This window comes from Pseudomonas sp. H3(2019) (genome assembly GCF_007713465.1).
Lineage (GTDB): Bacteria > Pseudomonadota > Gammaproteobacteria > Pseudomonadales > Pseudomonadaceae > Aquipseudomonas.
This window is the reverse complement of the sequence record NZ_VMSG01000017.1, coordinates 131,361-149,119: the sequence shown is the minus strand read 5'-3', so window position 1 is coordinate 149,119 and position 17,759 is coordinate 131,361. Positions and strand designations below refer to the sequence as shown.

Here is a 17,759-nt window from a genome sequence, read left to right as displayed (position 1 = left end):
GAAGTATCCGATCAAAAATAAAAATGCCAGTCAGCTTAACTGACTGGCATTAGCCGCTGAGGCCGGTTTTTTTATGGGCGGGATAAATCCTGCGACTGAATCAGTCGTTGAAATCTTCCCAGCCGCCCATTTGTTTCCAGCGATTGACGATGCCGCAGAACAGCTCGGCAGTCTTCTCGGTGTCATAGCGAGCCGAGTGAGCCTCGCGACCGTCGAAGTCGATATCGGCAGCCTGGCACGCCTTGGCCAGGACCGTTTGACCATAAGCCAGACCGGCCAGTGTCGCGGTGTCGAAGCTGGAGAACGGGTGAAACGGATTGCGCTTCATGTCCAGGCGCGTAACGGCGGCATTCAGGAAGCCCAGGTCGAAGCTGCTGTTATGGCCGACCAGGATCGCCCGTTTGCAGCCGTTGGCCTTCAGCGCCTTGCGTATGCCACGGAAGATGTCGGTCAGTGCCGCTTCTTCACTCACGGCCATGCGCAGGGGATGATCGAGCTTGATCCCGGTGAACTCCAGCGCCGCGGCTTCGATGTTGGCGCCTTCGAACGGTTCTACACGGAAGAAATAGGTGTGATCGGGGTACACAAAACCTTTTTCGTCCATGCTGATGGTCGTGGCGGCAATTTCCAGCAAGGCGTCAGTGGCACAGTTGAAACCACCGGTTTCAACGTCGACGACAACGGGTAAGTATCCACGGAACCTGGCTGCCATCGGGTGACGTGAACCACCTCCGCCTGAACTTTCCTGTTCGTCGTCGAAATGGTCTTCACTCACGCGTGTTCCTCCAGCAGGCGCCAGCGCAGTTTTTCACCGGCGCGCAGCGGGATGACAGTCAGCTCGCCGAACGGCAGGCTGGTTGGGGCGGTCCATTCTTCGCGGACCAGGGTAATGCGGTCGGTGTTCGCCGGCAGGCCGTAGAAACTCGGGCCGTTGAGGCTGGCGAAGGCCTCGAGCTTGTTCAGCGCATTGCGCTGTTCAAAGGCTTCGGCGTACATCTCGATCGCGGCATAAGCGGTGTAGCAACCGGCACAGCCACACGCGGCTTCTTTGGCGTGTTGGGCGTGCGGAGCCGAGTCTGTGCCCAGGAAGAACTTCTCGCTGCCGCTGGTGGCGGCGTCAAGCAGGGCGACCTGATGGGTATTGCGCTTGAGAATCGGCAGGCAATAGAAGTGCGGACGAATCCCGCCCACCAGCATGTGGTTGCGGTTATACAGCAGGTGATGAGCGGTGATGGTTGCGCCAACGTTGGCCGAAGCCTCGTTGACGAACTGCACGGCATCGCGGGTGGTGATGTGTTCGAACACCACTTTGAGCGTTGGGAAACGCTCTACGACCCGACGCATGTGCTCGTCGATGAAGATTTTTTCGCGGTCGAAGACATCGACGTCGCCGCGGGTGATTTCACCGTGAATCAACAAGGGCATCCCGACCTCGGCCATGGCCTCGATCGCGGGGAAGATCTTGTCGATGCTGGTAACACCGGAATCCGAGTTGGTGGTCGCGCCGGCCGGATACAGCTTGGCGGCGTGAACGAAACCGCTGGCCTTGGCCTCGCGAATTTCATCGGGTGTAGTCCGGTCGGTCAGGTAGAGCACCATCAACGGTTCGAAACGGCTGCCGGCCGGGCGCGCAGCGAGAATGCGCTGGCGATAGGCGTCGGCTTCAGCGGCGTTACGCACCGGTGGTACCAGGTTAGGCATGATGATGGCGCGACCAAAGGTACGCGCGACATCCGCGACAGTATTGGGCAACACAGCACCATCGCGAAGATGAATATGCCAGTCGTCGGGACGCAGCAGGGTCAGGCGGTCGGACATTGGGGATTCCAGGCGGGTCAAACTCAAGGGAATGCTACCGGAAAAGACTCATCCAGGCACTCGCTATCAAGTTTTGCAGCAAGCAACCGATATGACAAAGGTATGCCGTAATTATATGTATCGGTCTTTTTGTTGTAGAAGCCAGTGGAGCCTCCCGTGCGCCAGCGTTATTTAGCCTTGCTCAGTGTGTTTGCCAGCCTTCCTGCGATGGCGCTCACTTTCCAGACGCGTCTGGAGAGCATCGAGTGGACGGTCGAAGGCGACAAGTTCGAATGTCGCCTGAGCCAGCCGATTACCGATTTCGGTTCGGGCGAGTTCGTGCGGCGCGCAGGCGAGCAGGCCACCTTTCGTCTGAAGGCCTACAACCCGATGATCAGCGGCGGCTCGGCGACGTTGCTGGCCGCCGCTGCGCCTTGGCAGCCGGGGCGCGGCGATATCAATCTGGGGGCGGTCAAGGTTGGCAGCGGTGATGTGCTGTTCAACAGCTCGCAACTCCAGGCCGGACGCCTTATCGGCGGTTTGATGGACGGTCGCAGTCCGCTGATTCGTCATTATTCACGCGATGGCGGAGTGTCGGAAGTCCGTTTATTGCCGGTCAGTTTCAGCAAGGCCTACGCCGATTATCAGGCGTGTGTCGCCAAGTTGCTGCCGATGAATTACGAGCAGGTGAAGCAGGCTGAGGTTGGTTTTCCGGGTGGTGGTATCGACCTGGATGCGCAGGCCAAGGCCAAGCTGCAGGTCATGCTGACGTTCATGAAGGCCGACCCGACGGTCAATCACATCGAACTCGACGGCCATTCCGATAACAGCGGCAATCGTCTGACCAACCGTGACCTGTCCCGGCGCAGAGCGCTGGCGGTGATGGACTTCTTCAAGGCCAATGGCATTCAGGAATCACAGATCACCATGCGTTTTCACGGCGAACGTTATCCGTTGGCCCCCAACACCAACACCGCCAATCGGGCAAAGAATCGCCGGGTCAACGTTCACCTTGAGCGCGTTGCACCCACCGATAAACCGGCGCCGCAAGTCAGCTCGGCAAGCAGTACCGCGACGACCTCCTGAACCGGCTGAAATCGTCGCCCGCTCGACATAATCTGTCGCTTCATCATCATAAGCTGTCGCGCCTCTGTAATTTATCCTCTCGCAGCGGTAGACTTCTCGGCTTTCCGTAGAACCCCGTGGAGTGATGGCATGGCGGACGTAAACAAGGTCGTTCTGGCGTATTCCGGCGGCCTGGACACTTCGGTGATCCTCAAGTGGCTGCAGGATACTTATAACTGTGAAGTGGTGACCTTTACCGCTGACCTGGGTCAGGGTGAAGAGGTCGAGCCGGCCCGCGCCAAGGCACAAGCCATGGGCGTAAAAGAAATCTACATCGACGATCTGCGCGAAGAATTCGTGCGTGATTTCGTTTTCCCGATGTTCCGCGCCAACACCGTTTACGAAGGCGAGTACCTGCTGGGTACTTCCATCGCTCGTCCGTTGATCGCCAAACGCCTGATCGAAATCGCCAACGAAACCGGCGCTGACGCCATTTCCCATGGCGCGACCGGCAAGGGCAACGACCAGGTTCGTTTTGAACTGGGCGCCTATGCACTCAAGCCTGGCGTGAAAGTAATTGCCCCTTGGCGCGAGTGGGACCTGCTGTCCCGCGAGAAGCTGATGGATTATGCCGCGAAGCACGCGATCCCGATCGAACGTCACGGCAAGAAAAAATCCCCATACTCGATGGATGCCAACCTGCTGCACATCTCCTATGAAGGTGGCGTGCTGGAAGACACCTGGACCGAGCACGAAGAAGATATGTGGCGCTGGACCGTCTCCCCGGAGAACGCCCCTGACAAGCCGCAGTACCTGGAACTGACTTACCGCAACGGCGACATCGTTGCGCTGGACGGCGTCGAAATGACTCCGGCTACCGTGCTGGCGACCCTGAACCGTATCGGTGGCGAACACGGTATCGGCCGTCTGGACATCGTCGAGAACCGTTATGTCGGCATGAAGTCCCGTGGTTGCTACGAAACCCCAGGCGGCACCATCATGCTGCGTGCTCACCGGGCGATCGAGTCGATCACTCTGGACCGCGAAGTGGCTCACCTCAAAGACGAGCTGATGCCCAAGTACGCCAGCCTGATCTACACCGGTTACTGGTGGAGCCCTGAGCGTCTGATGCTGCAACAGATGATCGATGCTTCTCAGGCGCATGTGAACGGTGTGGTTCGCCTGAAGCTGTACAAAGGCAACGTGATCGTCACCGGTCGCAAGTCTGATGAGTCGTTGTTTGACGCCAACATTGCTACCTTCGAAGAAGATGGCGGCGCCTACAACCAGGCTGATGCAGCCGGCTTCATCAAGCTGAACGCTCTGCGTATGCGGATTGCCGCAAACAAAGGCCGCAAGCTGTTCTGATGCTGTTGGCATGATCAACGATTGTGGCCCCGTTTGTAACGGGGCCACAATGTGATCGAAGAATTCGTGTGTGGCTGTTTATCTCCTGAATCTGTGTCACCAGGTCTTGCGCTTCAACTTCCTGGATTGTCTGTTCTCCCTTTCTTTTCTGTTTGTGTCAGAGACTATATAGCCGGCCACTGTACTGGGTAGGTGTCAGTGCTGGCTGACGACGGTCACCGCCAAGGTGCTCAAGTTATAAATCAGGTAAAAAGAGTCGTTGGGCTCCAGGGCTTTTGCATCTGATTTTTTGAGTGCTCTTTCGTTAATCAAATGTTCCGACTCGCCGCTTGTCAGAAAGACGATCACTTCACTGTGGTGGTGTTTCCTTGAATAGAGAACGCTCATCAAACTGTAGACATCTTTCTTTTTGCGAGTCCATCGTGCATCAATGATCCGTATGCCGTGTATCGACACAGGTAAAGACACTGGGTGTTGGGTCGACAGGTTCGCAATGAAGGTTATATAGGCAGGTGGAGCGGGCGCGCTCTGAAGCAGATAGTCGGGTTTACCTCCTTTGATCGAGTTGGGTTGATTGTCCTCTTCAACAGGGTTGTTGATGGCGGTGTTTCTGTTTTTTTTCGGTCGAGCAGCATCGTCGATGACTTTTACAAACTGCTTGCTCTTTTGAAAGTCAGAAGGTGCATACAATGATCTGTAGTTAAAGTTTAGTGTAATAAAAAATAGAAAGAGCAGGTAAAAAGGGAAGCTGATCAGAAACCAGATGTAAGTCTGACGCTCCTCGTTGTCAAGGAAGGGCAGCGATACGGCAGCCGAGGTTTCGGAGAGTGTCGCAAATATCGCAATGATGGTCATCGGGTTGGAAATCTTTTTTTGAGTCTTTGTCATTTTGATTACTCGTTAAATAGTGATCTATAGTGGATTCCTTGTGGGTGAAGATGTTAAGTGGTAGTGGTTGTCTGGTATTGATTTATTGCTTTTTGTAAAGGGTTTGTAGATGGGTCTGCTTTGCAGTTTTATCACTTTTTTTAACGGATCAACAGCCTTGTTTTAGGGTGATTTATGTAAGCGAGTGAGCGCGGATTGTTTTTTGATAATAGACTCATGTTTCATGATTGGCCGGGATAGAGTGTGTATTGTCAGCTGGTTTTTTTTGATGTCCGCAGAAAAAAACAGTTGATCAGAGGAGGGTAAAGCCTCGAATAAACTTTAAGCGACATTGTTTTTTATGAAATCCTGTAGGGGGAATCCTTGTTGTTTGTAGGGATTGTCTCTCGGTGTGGGTGGTTGGGGTGGGCAGCATCCCAAGGTCGAAACGACTACGCTATTGTGCGGGCTCTAAAAATTCGAACAGCGAAATTGGACTTGCCCATGAATAAAGTGCTGATCGTGGATGATCACCCCGTCATTCGTCTTGCTGTACGTATGCTAATGGAGCGTCATGGCTACGAAGTCATTGCCGAAACGGACAATGGTGTCGATGCCTTGCAACTTGCCCGTGAACAGATGCCGGATATTGTGATACTGGATATCGGTATTCCGAAACTCGATGGCCTTGAAGTTATTGCACGCTTGACCTCGACGCCCATGCCTTTGAAAGTGCTGGTATTGACGTCGCAGGCCCCCGGTCACTTTTCAATGCGTTGCATGCAGGCAGGAGCAGCCGGGTATGTCTGCAAGCAGCAGGACCTCACCGAGTTGCTCAGTGCGATCAAGGCTGTATTGTCCGGGTATAGCTATTTTCCGAATCAGGCTTTGCACTCGGTTCGCTCAAGTTTGGGGAATGCAAGTGAAGCAGACATGGTGGATCGTCTGTCTGGAAGGGAAATGATGGTTTTACAACAGTTGGCCCGAGGCAAGACCAACAAGGAAATTGCCGATGGAATGTTCCTCAGCAATAAAACTGTCAGTACTTACAAAACGCGTCTGCTATTAAAGCTCAATGCTCGCTCGCTGGTAGACCTGATCGAGCTTGCGCAGCGCAATGGTCTGGTTTGAGTTTCTCGGGGGAGGGGCGCGCAGTGCTTGGCGCATGGAGACGCTTGAAGGTAAGCGGTGTCTGGTTGGATTTTGAATCGCCGGATGGCTTGCCCTGATGTCCGGGCGCTCTGGGTTCATTGAATCAGAGGGCATTGCCCAGCGGTTGAGGGCGTGCTGAAAAGCCTCCATTTCGGGAGGCTTTCAGGTGTTAAAGGTCAAAATCGTAATCGGCCAGTTGCTTTTGCAAGCGGCGCTCCTCCAGAAGATTATCGATGGTGCGACGTTTGCTCAGGTTGGTCTTCGCTACCTCTACCACAGGCTCGGCATCATCGGCCTCAACAGAGATGAAGTCGTCTTCTGTGTCCAGTTGTTCTTTGCCAGTGCTCATAACGTTAACTCCAGGCTAAGACTGCCATTGGCGCCTCTTATATCGACATTCTCCTGGCGGGTAAAAAAGATTTTTTCAATCGGTAAATCAATAAAAGTAATAGAACCTCAATCGTCAGAGGTCTTTTGCTTGTATTCGCACAAGTCTTCGATACGGCAGCTGCCACAGCGGGGCTTGCGAGCCAGGCAAACGTAGCGCCCGTGGAGGATCAGCCAGTGATGGGAGTCGAGCAGATACTCCTTGGGAACAAACTTCATCAGTTTCTTTTCCACCTCGACGACATTCTTGCCCGGCGCTAACCCTGTGCGGTTGCTGACCCGGAAAATATGCGTGTCAACGGCCATGGTCAGCTGACGGAAAGCGGTGTTGAGCACCACGTTTGCGGTCTTTCTACCTACCCCGGGCAGCGCTTCGAGCTCTTCACGGGTTTGCGGTACTTTACCGCCATGAAGCTCTACCAGCATTCGACAGGTTTCAATGACATTCCTGGCCTTGCTGTTGAACAGGCCGATGGTCTTGATGTACTCGGACAATCCTTCTACGCCCAGCGCATAAATCGCTGCCGGGGTATTGGCCACCGGAAACAGCTTGGCGGTGGCCTTGTTGACGCCCACGTCAGTGGATTGCGCAGAAAGGATCACGGCGATCAGCAATTCAAAGGGCGACGAGTAGGCCAGTTCGGTTTTCGGTTCCGGATTGTCTTCGTGAAGCCGGCGGAAAATTTCCAGGCGTTTTGCGGCATTCATGAGTAGAGCAGTTCCTTGAAGGCGGTCAGTGTGAGGTCGAGGCACCAGGCCAGGCTTGTTTGGCGGCTATGAGCAGTCCCAACAGGATAAACCCGCCGGGGGCGAGGACGGCCAGTCGTATGCCGCCGTCAGCGGCAAACAGCCAGTCTTGTGCGTTGGAATCGGCAAACCCGGTCAACCAGGACAGATGGTTGGCAAATGAGCCATTGCCAATAGCTTCTCGCAACACGCCCAGAACTACCATCAGCCCAAAAAACAGGCTGGACAGGCGAATCCGGTCCCTCACGCTTGCCTGGGTAAAAAAAACGCCGTGCTCCAGCACAATGCACTGCAGGGCAATCAGTCCGGCATAAATTCCCAGCTGCCGGTGCAGTTCAAAGGCCCAGGCCTGCAATGCCAATGTGGCGAGGCTGGTCAATGTGGCGGCGAGCGCAATGCTGATGATCAACTGCATGGACGGGACGATCCGCGGCCGCAATACGCTCATCTTCAGGCCGTAAACGCCAATGACCAGCAGCGACAGCAGCGACAGGCTCAAGGCGTTCATCAGGGAGTCGCTGGCGCCGATCAACAGGGTCAATATCAGCGAGTTCTGCAACATTGAGGACGGGTTCATTGTCCGCTCCCGATCAGTTGTGGCTGATGCTCGTCGAAATAGCGTAACGCATCATGGATCGCGTTGATCACCGCCCTGGAAGTGACGGTTGCTCCGGTCAATTGGTCGAACTGCCCCTGATCTTTTTTCAGTGCCCAGCCGCTGTCACCGGGGTCGTTGCGCGACTTGCCGAAAAAGCCCTGAAGCCAGGGATTGGGCTGGTCGGCGATTCTCCCGCCCAGCCCTGGTGTTTCCGATTGCTTGAGGGTTTTGACCCCCAGCAGCTTGCCGTTGATGTCGATCACGATCAGCAGTTCGATCGCGTTTTCGTAACCCGTCACCTGGCTGCGTAATATCACTGCGCTGGGTTTTCCGCCTGCTGTAGCCAGGTATCCGCCCAGCAAGGAGCTATTGCTCAGCGCGATATCCTTGAGTTCGAGTGGCTGGTCCAATGGCTGATTGTCGTAGCTGCCGGCTGGCAGCATGTCGAACAGCTTGCGGCTCTCGATCAAGCGCTGTTCGGTCAAAATGCGCGGCGCAGAGGCGTGTTGCAGGAAAAAAGTCGCGCCTGCGCCCAGTCCGGCCACAACGACCAGCATCAGCACACTGAGATTGCGGTTCATGGCGTACGAGGCTCTGGCTGTGCAGCAGCGAGGCGTTCCAGGGCTGGTACGCAGAGATTCATCAGCAGCACCGCAAAGGCCACCCCGTCGGGATAGCCGCCCCAGGTTCGAATCAGGTAGGTCAGCAGGCCGACGCCCGCGCCGAACATCAGGCGGGCTTTGGGGTTCTTCGCTCCGGACACCGGTTCGGTCACGATAAAGAATGCCCCGAGCATGCTCGCACCCGTCAGCAAGTGAAAGAGCGGCGAGCCGTGGGAGTCCGAACCCGAGCCGTTCCAGCACAGCAGACTGATGACGAACAGGCTGCCGAGCATGCCGACCGGCGCATGCCAGCTGAACACCCGCTGCTGTAACAGGAAAGCGCCGCCGGCGAGGAAGGCCAGGTTGACCCATTCGATACCTTTGCCGCCAACGTGACCAAACGCCGGGTTGCCGGCGAAGAGTTCGTCCATGGTCAGGCTTTTGTTGATTCGCAGGCTATCCAGCGCCGTGGCCGTCACCCAGGCGTCTGGCTGCTCGGCACCGCTGAAATTGAAACCGAAAATCTGTTGCAGGCCGGCGAGCAGACTCATCCCGTGGGACGTTGGCCAGTGGGTCATCTGTCGCGGGAAACACACCAGCACCAGCGCAAAACCGAGCATGGCCGGATTGAACGGGTTTTTGCCAACGCCACCATACAGGTGCTTACCGAAAAACATCGCGAATGCCGCAGCGCTGACCGTCAGCCACCATGGACAGTAAGGCGGTAACGCCAGTGCCAGCAAGGTGGCGCTGACCAGTGCGCTGCCGTCGCTTAACGCAGGCTTGAGCGGGTACTTGCGCAAACGCAGTACCAGCGCCTCAACTGCCAATGCGCTGCTGCAGGCCAGCAGCAGATTGATCAGAACGCCCCAGCCAAATAACCAGAACAACACCAGCATGCCCGGCACGGTGGCCAGTAAAACCCGCTTCATCGCCTGTTGCAGGCGATCGTCGACCGGTTCAAGGGGCGACATAGGCGTTTACCTGGCGTTCGGCTTCGCAGAGTCGTTCGCGGGCCTTGGCCAGGAGCTCCGCCGGCGTATCAGGACGCCGCTCGAGCTTGCTGACATCGGCGCGGGCATAAGCCAGTTCGGTTTTCAGTTGCCGCAGTTGAGCGTCGATGGGGCGTTTTTCGACGCGTACCAGATCGGGTGCCGGTTTTTCGCTGGCACCCTCGGCATCGTGCAGCGCCTGCTCCGCTTGAGCCAGGGCCGCGCTGAGCGCTTCCAGTTGCTCGGCCGGTGCTTCGCTGGCCTGGGCTTTTTTCAGCTCGGCGCGACGCATCGCCAGCTGGATTTTCGCGCGTTTGAGTTCGGCATCGTTGGCCGGCGCCGTCGGTTGCACAGGTGCTGACGGGACCGTACTTTCGAGCTGCGCCAGGGCCTGCTCGGCGGCTTCGAATTGCTGCTGCAAAATGATCAGCTGCGACTGCTGTTCGAAGGTCGGAGGATGCCCGAAAGCCTTCAGCGATTTGTTCAGTTGCGCGCGGCTCATGGCCACATCGATCTTGGCTTTTTTCAGCGCGGCATCGGCGGCAGCGGCTTTTTGTGCCTGAACCCGGGCAATGGCGTCCTGTAGTGGGTTGTTGCTTGCGTCGCTGTGCTGTGCGGCTTTTTGCGCACGGGCCACTCGTTCGGCGTGCTTTTGCTCTTCCTCACGACGCAGGCGCGCATTGCGTTGTTCGAAACGCTGTCGGGCGTGATCGCGTTTAGCCGTGCGTGCCAGCAGTTCTTCGGGCGTGAACGCCAGACCACCGATAATCGGCAGCACCTGGGCCGAGGGTAAAGGATGCATTTCGATGCAATCCACCGGGCAGGGGGCTACGCACAGATCGCAGCCAGTGCATTCGTCGATGATCACGGTGTGCATCAGTTTTGCCGCACCGACAATCGCGTCTATCGGGCAGGCCTGAATGCACTTGGTGCAGCCGATGCATTCGGCTTCACGGATAAATGCAATTTGTGCTGGTGCCGAGCCACGGCTGACGTCCAGCTCCAACACCGGGATTTTCAGCAGTTCGGCCAGCGCTGAAATGGTCTCGTTGCCGCCCGGCGGGCACTTGTTGATGGCCTCGCCATTGGCAATGCCTTCAGCGTAGGGCTTGCATCCGGGATGGCCGCATTTGCCGCATTGGGTCTGCGGCAGGAGTGCGTCGATACGTTGAATCAGACTCATGTTTTGATCAGTCCGCTGAAGCCGAGAAAGGCCACTGCGATCAGTCCGGCGCTGATCAGGTCGATCGGCAGGCCACGAAAGGGCAGGGGCACATCGTTATTGAGGGTGCGCTGACGCAGGTCGCTGAACAGACTCAGCACCAGCCAGAATCCCAGCCCGGCGCCAAGACACAGCGCTACGTGATAGCCAAAGCCTTTGTCGCTCTGCATGCCGAACAGGCTCAGTCCCAGCACGCCAGCGTTGCCCAGCAACAACGGCCACACGCCGTTGAACAGTAACTGCGGCAGGGCACGCGTCAGCAGATTCAGCACCGGGGTTATCAGCAGCACGCTCAAGGGCAAAAACACAAACAGGTACAAGGACGTCAGCCCAAGCGGTATCAGCAGCCAGTGATAGGCCGCGTAGCCCAGAAGGCCGCTGAGCAGCATCAGGCAGGTGGTTGCAATGCCCAGGGCATGAACCTGACGCCGCTCGATGGCAGGCTCACGCGTCGATTGCATCAACGGATCGACACCCAGCGGCCAGTGCAATATGAAGTTACTGATCAGGGCGGTGCTGATGAGCGTGAGCAGAATGTCGGTCATGGGCGTGCCGGGTTGAGCGAACGGGCCTGTGCACAAAGATTAGGCATTATCCGGCAAGCAGATATGAAAATCCCACCGCCGCGAGTCAACGCGACGGTGGGATCGGTTCAGCCAGGCACCTTACTTGATGCGCTGACCCGGCTTGGCGCCGCTGTCCGGGCTCAACAGGTAGATTTCTTCACCGCCTGGGCCTGCCGCCATGACCATGCCTTCGGAGATCCCGAAGCGCATTTTGCGTGGTTTGAGGTTGGCGATCATCATCGTCAGACGACCTTCAAGCTTGGCCGGGTCCGGATAAGCGCTCTTGATGCCGGAGAACACGTTGCGTTGCTCGTCACCGATATCCAGGGTCAGGCGCAGCAGCTTGTCCGCGCCTTCCACGGCTTCGGCCTTGAGGATCAGGGCCACCCGCAGATCGACCGCGGCAAAGGTATCGAACTCGATCTCTGGCGACAGTGGATCCTTGGCCAGTTCACCGTTGCCTTGGGGCGCAGCATCGCCGGTATCGGTCTGGCTGGCGGCCAGGTCTTCTTTCGAAGCGTCGGTCATGGCTTGCACCTTGACCGGGTCGATGCGGGTCATCAGCGGTTTGAACTCGTTCAGTTGATGGTTGCTGAGCAGGGTTGCGTGATCGTCCCAAGTCAGCGGTGCGACGTTGAGGAACGCCTCGGCGTCGGCGGCCAGCAACGGCAGCACAGGCTTGAGGAAGATCACCAGTTGGCGGAACAGGTTGACGCCCTGGGCGCAGATCGCCTGGACTTCGTCTTGCTTGCCTTCCTGTTTGTTCAGCGACCATGGCGCTTTGTCGGCGATCCAGGCGTTGGCGCGGTCGGCCAGGCCCATGATTTCGCGCATGGCACGGGCAAAGTCACGGGCTTCATAGGCTTCGGCGATGCTTGGCGCGGCGGCCAGGAACGCGTCGGTCAGTTCTGGCGCGGCATTGCCGGCCACCAGCACGCCAGCGTTGCCTTTGTGGATGAAGCCGGCGCAGCGGCTGGCAATGTTGACGACTTTGCCGACCAGGTCGGAGTTGACCTTCTGCACGAAGTCTTCGAGGTTCAGGTCCAGGTCGTCGACGCCACGGCCGAGTTTGGAGGCGTAGTAGTAACGCAGGTATTCCGGCGACAGGTGGTCCAGGTAGGTCCGGGCCTTGATGAAGGTGCCGCGGGACTTGGACATTTTCTGACCGTTGACGGTCAGGTAGCCGTGTACGTTGATACCGGTCGGCTTGCGGTAGCCCGCGCCTTCAAGCATGGCTGGCCAGAACAGCGCGTGGAAATTGACGATGTCCTTGCCGATGAAGTGGTACAGCTCGGCGGTGGAGTCCTTGGCCCAGTAGGCGTCGAAGTCCAAATCCTGCCGACGTGCACAGAGGTTCTTGAAGCTCGCCATGTAGCCGATCGGCGCATCCAGCCAGACGTAGAAGTACTTGCCCGGTTCGTCCGGGATTTCGAAACCGAAGTACGGCGCATCGCGGGAGATGTCCCACTGTTGCAGGCCGACATCCAGCCATTCGGCGATCTTGTTCGCGACCGCGTCTTGCAGGGTGCCGCTGCGGGTCCACTCCTGCAGCATCTGCTGGAAGTCCGGCAGCTTGAAGAAGAAGTGCTGGGAATCCTTGAGCACCGGCGTGGCACCCGAAATCGCCGACTTCGGATCTTTCAGGTCGGTCGGCGCGTAGGTAGCACCGCATTTTTCGCAGTTGTCGCCGTACTGGTCTTCAGTGCCGCACTTCGGGCAGGTGCCCTTGATGAAGCGGTCGGCCAGGAACATTTTCTTTTCCGGGTCGAAATACTGGGTGATCGAGCGCGTGGCGATGTGCCCAGCGTCACGCAGCTTCAGGTAGATCTGGCTCGACAGCTCACGGTTTTCTTCAGCGTGAGTGGAGTGGAAGTTGTCGAAGTCCACCAGGAACTCGGCAAAGTCGGCGCTGTGTTCAGCCTGGACGTTGGCAATCAGTTGTTCTGGGGTGATGCCTTCTTTTTCTGCGCGCAGCATGATGGCCGAACCGTGGGCGTCGTCCGCGCAGACATACGTGCATTGATTGCCGCGATGCTTCTGGAAGCGCACCCACATATCGGTCTGGATGTACTCAAGCATATGGCCAAGGTGGATTGAACCATTGGCATAGGGCAGGGCGCTGGTGACGAGGATCTTGCGTGGCTCGGACATGGGGCTCGGCTACTTGATGAAACGGAGGTCGGCCACTATAAAGCGCCGGCGCATATTTTTCACCCCGCTGGTGCGTTTTCCACCGCTCCCGTACCCCGTAGCAGCTGCCGCGGGCTGCGCCAGCTGCTACGGTGGATGTCCTTACTTTTTACGCATGCCGTCCGACGTGCGGAACAGGTACGATAGCCACCATGTTCTCCCAGCCTATTTATCGGAGTTGCCCATGAGCGCCGTCAATCGCGCAGCGGTGGAAGCCGTCCTTCGTCAGTACACCGACCCTTACCTGAACCAGGATCCGATCAGCGCCGGTTGCCTGCGCAGCATCGACATCCAGGGTGACCGCGTCAGCGTTCAGCTGGAACTGGGCTACGCCGCCGGCCTGTTCAAGAGTGGTTGGGCGCAGATGCTGCAAATGGCCATCGAGGGCCTGGAGGGCGTGACCTCGGCCAAAGTCGACATCAGCACTGTGATTGCCGCGCACAAGGCTCAGGCGCAGATTCCAGGCCTGGCCAACGTCAAGAACGTGGTCGCCGTGGCGTCCGGCAAGGGCGGAGTGGGTAAATCCACCACCGCCGCCAATCTTGCGCTGGCGCTGGCCCGCGAAGGCGCCAGGGTCGGGATCCTCGATGCCGATATCTATGGCCCGAGCCAGGGCATCATGTTCGGCATCCCGGAAGGTACCCGACCGAAGATCAAGGACCAGAAGTGGTTCGTGCCGATCGAGTCGCATGGTGTTGAAGTCATGTCCATGGCGTTTTTGACTGACGACAACACGCCGATGGTCTGGCGTGGCCCGATGGTTTCCGGCGCCTTGCTGCAACTGGTGACACAGACGGCCTGGAGCGATCTGGATTATCTGGTGATCGACATGCCGCCGGGCACGGGTGACATTCAGTTGACCCTGGCGCAAAAAGTCCCGGTGGCAGGTGCAGTGATTGTCACCACACCGCAGGATCTGGCATTGCTGGACGCCCGCAAAGGCGTGGAGATGTTCCGCAAGGTCAACATTCCAGTGCTCGGCGTGGTGGAAAACATGGCCGTGCACATCTGCTCCAACTGCGGTCATGCCGAGCACCTGTTCGGTGAAGGCGGCGGCGAGAAGCTGGCCAGTCAATATGGCGTCGAACTGCTGGCATCGCTGCCGCTGTCGATGTTGATCCGCGAGCAGGCCGACGGCGGCAAGCCAACAGTGATTGCCGAACCGGACAGCCAGATCGCCATGGTCTACCAGGAACTGGCCCGTCACGTCGGTGCGCGGATTGTCTTGCAGGAAGCCGCCACGCCAGCGATGCCGAACATCACCGTCAGTGACGATTGATGAGGTGACACAAATGAGCGGCTATCGAAGCCGTTCATTTGAAATGCAATCCATTGTGGGAGCGAGCTTGCTCGCGATGAGGCCATGACATTCACCATTGATGGTGACTGTTGAACCGCTATCGCGAGCAAGCTAGCTCCCACATTTGGTCCGCGTCGTTCTTAAATCCGCATACCGCCATCCATTTCCAGGATCCGGCCGGTGTAATAGTCGTTCTCGAAAATGTACGCCGCCGAATGGGCGATCTCTTCGGGTTTGCCCATGCGCTTGAGCGGAATCCCGGAGGTCATTTTCTCCAGCGCTTCAGGCTTCATGCTCAGGGTCATTTCGGTTTCGATGAAGCCTGGTGCGATACCGGCCACACGAATGCCGTAGCGCGCCAGTTCCTTGGCCCAGGTCACGGTGGCCGCCGCAACCCCGGCCTTGGCAGCGGAGTAGTTGGTCTGGCCGACATTGCCGGCGCGGGAGATCGAGGAAATGTTGATGATCGCGCCGCTGGTCTTCAGCTCGATCATTTTCGCCGCCACTTCACGGGTGCACAGGAACACGCCGGTCAGGTTGACGTCGATCACAGCTTGCCACTGGGCCAGGCTCATTTTGGTCATTTCACCGTCCTTGACCTTGATCAGCAGGCCGTCGCGCAGAATTCCGGCGTTGTTGATCAGGCCGTGGATCGCGCCGAAGTCTTCGGCAACCTGGGCAACCATGTGAGTCACCTGTTCTTCATTGGCGACGTTGCACAGATAAGCGCGAGCCTCGACACCGGCGGCTTTGCAGGCGGCGACGGCCTGGTCCAGCTTTTCCTGGTTGAGATCGACCAGTGCCAGTTTTGCGCCCTTGGCGGCGAAATACTCGGCCATCGAACGGCCTAAACCCTGGCAACCGCCCGTGATAATGATTACTTTGTCAGTGAGTTTCATTCGCATGCCCCAAATGGCAGGTCAGAGTGGTTTCCTTTTAGAGAGCCTCTCGATCTGCACCTGATGTGGCCTGGCTGCACATGAGAACTGCCCCGATGGCGTTGCTGGAACTTTGTCCCAGGAGCCTGTCCGTTTTTTTGACGGATTCTATATAAGGAGTCATAAATTGAGCGTTGAAGCTGCCAAGCATGCCCGAGAGTTGTTGCTCAAGGAATACCGCGGAGTGCTCTCGACGCACTCCAAGGCAATGCCCGGTTTCCCGTTCGGCTCAGTGGTTCCTTATTGCCTGGACGAGCAGGGCCGGCCGCTGATCCTGATCAGCCGGATCGCCCAGCACACCCACAATCTGCAAAAAGACCCCAAATGCTCGCTGCTGGTGGGTGAGCGCGAGGCTGAAGACGTGCAGGCCGTTGGTCGCCTGACCTACCTGGCCGAAGCGGAAAAAATCCTGGATCAGGCCGCCATCGATGCCGCCGCCGAGCGTTATTACCGCTATTTCCCGGATTCGCAGAATTATCACAAGGCGCATGATTTCGACTTCTGGGTACTCAAGCCGGTACGGCATCGCTACATCGGCGGTTTCGGTGCGATTCACTGGGTCGACCAATTGACCCTGGCCAACCCATTCGCCGGCAAGGCCGAAGCGAGCATGATCGAACACATGAACGCCGACCACGCCAAGGCCATCGCCCATTACGTCGAGCTGGCCGGCTTGCCGAAAACAGCACCCGCTCAGTTGGCGGGTATCGATGCCGAAGGCATGCACCTGCGCATTGGCCAGGGGCTGTACTGGTTACCGTTCCCGGAAGTGTGTAATACGCCGACACAAGTCCGCGAAGCCTTGGTTTTATTGGCTCACGCCGAGCAATGGCCGAAAAATGCGACAGCCGACGCTTGAAATCACGAAACGGCGACGTCATCTACGTTCTACTTGCAAGGCATTCTTGCGTTGAGGAACCATTTGATGCGCCCTTTTTTGTTGCTCTTTCTGCTGTTTCCGGTGTTGGAGCTGTTCGTATTCGTCAAGGTCAGCGCGGCCATCGGGTTTTTCCCGGCACTGCTGCTGATCATTCTCGGCTCGATGTTCGGTGTGTTCGTGCTGCGCATCGCCGGCCTGGCTACCGCATTGCGTGCTCGTGAAAGCCTGAACCGCGGCGAGTTGCCAGCGCAGACCATGCTCGAAGGCCTGATGCTGGCCTTGGGTGGTGGTCTGTTGATCCTGCCAGGCTTCGTCAGTGACGTGATTGGTCTGATCATGGTGCTGCCGATCACTCGTCGGCTGCTGGCCAACAAGATGCGCCAGCGCGCCGAAGAGCAGGCAATTCGTCAGCGTGCCTTTGCCGATGATCTGCAACCGCGTGGCGGCCCGGCTCCGCGTCAACCGCTGGGCCGTGAGCCGAACGTGATCGAGGGCGAGTTCGAGCACCGCGACTCCAAATAACTGTTTCATTCACACGGCACCTTCGGGTGCCGTGTTCGTTTCTGTGGTCGGTGTCGTAAAAAAAATCACTGCCCAGCCCTTGTAATAAGCTTATGCGCCCTTATGTAACGGTCACCGCAAGGTTTCTGGTGAAGATCACCAGACAGACTTCCGCGGTTCGCTTGACGAGCCGCAACCGGCAACGCCGGAATTTAACCCGCCGGGATTACACCGGCCGCTGAAAACCACAATTAGGAGAGATCGACAATGAAGCTTCGTCCTCTGCATGACCGCGTCGTCATCCGTCGCAGCGAAGAAGAAAAGAAAACCGCTGGCGGTATCGTTCTGCCAGGTTCGGCTGCCGAAAAAGCCAACAGCGGTGAAGTACTCGCCGTAGGTACCGGCCGCGTGCTGGACAACGGTGAAGTGCGTGCGCTGGCCGTGAAAGTGGGTGACAAGGTTGTGTTCGGCCCGTACTCCGGCAGCAACACTGTGAAAGTCGACGGTGAAGACCTGCTGGTAATGGCTGAGAACGAGATTCTCGCTGTTATCGAAGGCTGATTTGCGCTCAATTTCCCGCTACTACA

19 protein-coding genes are annotated in these 17,759 nt (G+C 57.5%); 7 read left to right on the top strand and 12 right to left on the bottom strand.

Going from position 1 to position 17,759, the window contains the following annotated elements; genetic code table 11:
• Positions 1–100 precede the first annotated feature (100 nt).
• Both rnt and pyrC read right to left on the bottom strand, forming a co-directional pair.
• Positions 101–775: a ribonuclease T gene (rnt, locus tag FPT12_RS18235; RefSeq protein ID WP_103315097.1), complete on the bottom strand. Its 675-nt coding sequence runs from the start codon at positions 773–775 to the stop codon at positions 101–103.
• Positions 772–1,818, bottom strand: a complete 1,047-nt coding sequence (pyrC, locus tag FPT12_RS18230) for a dihydroorotase (RefSeq protein ID WP_145018114.1) — start codon at positions 1,816–1,818, stop codon at positions 772–774. The genes rnt and pyrC overlap by 4 nt, the downstream gene beginning before the upstream one ends.
• A gap of 156 nt (positions 1,819–1,974) precedes the next feature.
• Here pyrC and FPT12_RS18225 point away from each other — a divergent pair, with 156 nt between their 5' ends.
• Positions 1,975–2,883, top strand: a complete 909-nt coding sequence (locus tag FPT12_RS18225; RefSeq protein WP_145018111.1) for an OmpA family protein — start codon at positions 1,975–1,977, stop codon at positions 2,881–2,883.
• A gap of 129 nt (positions 2,884–3,012) precedes the next feature.
• Positions 3,013–4,230 (top strand): argininosuccinate synthase, encoded by a 1,218-nt coding sequence (locus FPT12_RS18220; protein ID WP_019693354.1) that lies wholly within the window; start codon positions 3,013–3,015, stop codon positions 4,228–4,230.
• A 195-nt stretch (positions 4,231–4,425) separates the two neighbouring features.
• On the opposite strand, the gene FPT12_RS18215 is transcribed toward FPT12_RS18220, so the two are convergent.
• Complete coding sequence (locus FPT12_RS18215; protein WP_145018109.1) at positions 4,426–5,118, bottom strand: hypothetical protein; 693 nt, start codon at positions 5,116–5,118, stop codon at positions 4,426–4,428.
• Positions 5,119–5,601: 483 nt separating this feature from the next.
• On the opposite strand from FPT12_RS18215, the gene FPT12_RS18210 reads away from it, so the two are divergent.
• Positions 5,602–6,228, top strand: coding sequence for a response regulator transcription factor (locus FPT12_RS18210; RefSeq protein WP_145018106.1), 627 nt, complete (start codon positions 5,602–5,604; stop codon positions 6,226–6,228).
• Positions 6,229–6,418: 190 nt separating this feature from the next.
• On the opposite strand, the gene FPT12_RS18205 is transcribed toward FPT12_RS18210, so the two are convergent.
• The 8 genes from FPT12_RS18205 to metG all read right to left on the bottom strand — a co-directional run bounded on the left by FPT12_RS18205 (position 6,419) and on the right by metG (position 13,514).
• Entirely contained in the window at positions 6,419–6,598 is a 180-nt protein-coding gene (locus tag FPT12_RS18205) for a PA3496 family putative envelope integrity protein (RefSeq protein WP_019693351.1), read from the bottom strand.
• Between the two features lie 107 nt (positions 6,599–6,705).
• Entirely contained in the window at positions 6,706–7,344 is a 639-nt protein-coding gene (gene nth / locus FPT12_RS18200) for an endonuclease III (RefSeq protein ID WP_145018103.1), read from the bottom strand.
• A gap of 25 nt (positions 7,345–7,369) precedes the next feature.
• Positions 7,370–7,960, bottom strand: coding sequence for an Rnf-Nqr domain containing protein (locus tag FPT12_RS18195; RefSeq protein WP_145018100.1), 591 nt, complete (start codon positions 7,958–7,960; stop codon positions 7,370–7,372).
• Positions 7,957–8,562: an RnfABCDGE type electron transport complex subunit G gene (locus tag FPT12_RS18190; RefSeq protein ID WP_145018097.1), complete on the bottom strand. Its 606-nt coding sequence runs from the start codon at positions 8,560–8,562 to the stop codon at positions 7,957–7,959. Before FPT12_RS18190 ends, FPT12_RS18195 begins: the two co-directional genes overlap by 4 nt.
• Complete coding sequence (locus FPT12_RS18185) at positions 8,559–9,557, bottom strand: RnfABCDGE type electron transport complex subunit D (protein WP_145018094.1); 999 nt, start codon at positions 9,555–9,557, stop codon at positions 8,559–8,561. The genes FPT12_RS18190 and FPT12_RS18185 overlap by 4 nt, the downstream gene beginning before the upstream one ends.
• Positions 9,544–10,758: an electron transport complex subunit RsxB gene (gene rsxB / locus FPT12_RS18180; RefSeq protein WP_145018090.1), complete on the bottom strand. Its 1,215-nt coding sequence runs from the start codon at positions 10,756–10,758 to the stop codon at positions 9,544–9,546. Before rsxB ends, FPT12_RS18185 begins: the two co-directional genes overlap by 14 nt.
• Positions 10,755–11,342 (bottom strand): Rnf-Nqr domain containing protein, encoded by a 588-nt coding sequence (locus FPT12_RS18175; RefSeq protein ID WP_145018087.1) that lies wholly within the window; start codon positions 11,340–11,342, stop codon positions 10,755–10,757. Before FPT12_RS18175 ends, rsxB begins: the two co-directional genes overlap by 4 nt.
• 120 nt (positions 11,343–11,462) lie before the next feature.
• Complete coding sequence (gene metG, locus FPT12_RS18170; RefSeq protein ID WP_145018084.1) at positions 11,463–13,514, bottom strand: methionine--tRNA ligase; 2,052 nt, start codon at positions 13,512–13,514, stop codon at positions 11,463–11,465.
• Positions 13,515–13,737: 223 nt separating this feature from the next.
• Here metG and apbC point away from each other — a divergent pair, with 223 nt between their 5' ends.
• On the top strand, positions 13,738–14,832 hold the full coding sequence (gene apbC / locus FPT12_RS18165; RefSeq protein WP_145018080.1) for an iron-sulfur cluster carrier protein ApbC: 1,095 nt from the start codon (positions 13,738–13,740) through the stop codon (positions 14,830–14,832).
• A gap of 161 nt (positions 14,833–14,993) precedes the next feature.
• On the opposite strand, the gene FPT12_RS18155 is transcribed toward apbC, so the two are convergent.
• Positions 14,994–15,752 (bottom strand): SDR family oxidoreductase, encoded by a 759-nt coding sequence (locus FPT12_RS18155; RefSeq protein ID WP_145018074.1) that lies wholly within the window; start codon positions 15,750–15,752, stop codon positions 14,994–14,996.
• A gap of 166 nt (positions 15,753–15,918) precedes the next feature.
• Here FPT12_RS18155 and FPT12_RS18150 point away from each other — a divergent pair, with 166 nt between their 5' ends.
• From FPT12_RS18150 to FPT12_RS18140, 3 genes are all read left to right on the top strand, one after another.
• A complete protein-coding gene (locus FPT12_RS18150; RefSeq protein ID WP_145018071.1) occupies positions 15,919–16,650 on the top strand; it encodes a HugZ family protein in 732 nt (243 codons plus the stop codon).
• Between the two features lie 66 nt (positions 16,651–16,716).
• A complete protein-coding gene (locus tag FPT12_RS18145; protein WP_145018068.1) occupies positions 16,717–17,193 on the top strand; it encodes an FxsA family protein in 477 nt (158 codons plus the stop codon).
• Between the two features lie 246 nt (positions 17,194–17,439).
• Positions 17,440–17,733, top strand: a complete 294-nt coding sequence (locus FPT12_RS18140; protein WP_008032125.1) for a co-chaperone GroES — start codon at positions 17,440–17,442, stop codon at positions 17,731–17,733.
• Positions 17,734–17,759 lie beyond the last annotated feature (26 nt).

Coding starts and splice junctions, on each gene's coding strand:
- FPT12_RS18190 (WP_145018097.1), bottom strand. CDS start 8,562: ATGAACCGCAATCTCAGTGTGCTGATGCTGGTCGTTGTGGCCGGACTG.
- FPT12_RS18215 (WP_145018109.1), bottom strand. CDS start 5,118: ATGACAAAGACTCAAAAAAAGATTTCCAACCCGATGACCATCATTGCG.
- pyrC (WP_145018114.1), bottom strand. CDS start 1,818: ATGTCCGACCGCCTGACCCTGCTGCGTCCCGACGACTGGCATATTCAT.
- FPT12_RS18175 (WP_145018087.1), bottom strand. CDS start 11,342: ATGACCGACATTCTGCTCACGCTCATCAGCACCGCCCTGATCAGTAAC.
- metG (WP_145018084.1), bottom strand. CDS start 13,514: ATGTCCGAGCCACGCAAGATCCTCGTCACCAGCGCCCTGCCCTATGCC.
- FPT12_RS18210 (WP_145018106.1), top strand. CDS start 5,602: ATGAATAAAGTGCTGATCGTGGATGATCACCCCGTCATTCGTCTTGCT.
- FPT12_RS18205 (WP_019693351.1), bottom strand. CDS start 6,598: ATGAGCACTGGCAAAGAACAACTGGACACAGAAGACGACTTCATCTCT.
- FPT12_RS18140 (WP_008032125.1), top strand. CDS start 17,440: ATGAAGCTTCGTCCTCTGCATGACCGCGTCGTCATCCGTCGCAGCGAA.
- FPT12_RS18185 (WP_145018094.1), bottom strand. CDS start 9,557: ATGTCGCCCCTTGAACCGGTCGACGATCGCCTGCAACAGGCGATGAAG.
- apbC (WP_145018080.1), top strand. CDS start 13,738: ATGAGCGCCGTCAATCGCGCAGCGGTGGAAGCCGTCCTTCGTCAGTAC.
- FPT12_RS18145 (WP_145018068.1), top strand. CDS start 16,717: ATGCGCCCTTTTTTGTTGCTCTTTCTGCTGTTTCCGGTGTTGGAGCTG.
- rsxB (WP_145018090.1), bottom strand. CDS start 10,758: ATGAGTCTGATTCAACGTATCGACGCACTCCTGCCGCAGACCCAATGC.
- FPT12_RS18195 (WP_145018100.1), bottom strand. CDS start 7,960: ATGAACCCGTCCTCAATGTTGCAGAACTCGCTGATATTGACCCTGTTG.
- FPT12_RS18220 (WP_019693354.1), top strand. CDS start 3,013: ATGGCGGACGTAAACAAGGTCGTTCTGGCGTATTCCGGCGGCCTGGAC.
- FPT12_RS18155 (WP_145018074.1), bottom strand. CDS start 15,752: ATGAAACTCACTGACAAAGTAATCATTATCACGGGCGGTTGCCAGGGT.
- nth (WP_145018103.1), bottom strand. CDS start 7,344: ATGAATGCCGCAAAACGCCTGGAAATTTTCCGCCGGCTTCACGAAGAC.